Genomic DNA, 321 nt, shown 5'->3' with positions numbered 1-321 from the left:
CCGAACTTCACGTAGTCCCGCCGGGTCGATTCTCCGGTCGTGGTGATATCGTCGTCGCTCATGTCAGGCGTCTCCGTTGATGATGTCCGCGAGTCGCTGGCGGTCGAACAGCCGCTCGTCTTCGAACCGGTCCGGGTAGAGGCCGGTGGCGTACCGGTCGATCATGAACAGGTTGTGAAGCGGCCCGGCGTATATCGGCCCGCCGCGGAACACCCGACCCTCCTGGACGGCCGTCAGTTCGCTGCCGAGGTCGTGGTCCTCGAGGTACGCGACGACCGTCTCCTCGAACTCCGAACGGCTCATCCCTCGCCCGTGGTACCG

1 pseudogene is annotated in these 321 nt (G+C 65.4%); it reads right to left on the bottom strand.

Features of this window, described 5'->3' with window-relative positions:
- Positions 1-63: 63 nt before the first annotated feature.
- Positions 64-321, bottom strand: a pseudogene (locus EXE45_RS18560) (Fe3+-hydroxamate ABC transporter substrate-binding protein); the annotation flags it as partial.

This window comes from Halorubrum sp. SP9 (genome assembly GCF_005435015.1).
GTDB lineage: Archaea > Halobacteriota > Halobacteria > Halobacteriales > Haloferacaceae > Halorubrum > Halorubrum sodomense.
Note: the sequence above shows the minus strand (reverse complement) of the source record. Positions and strands in the feature narration are given on the sequence as shown.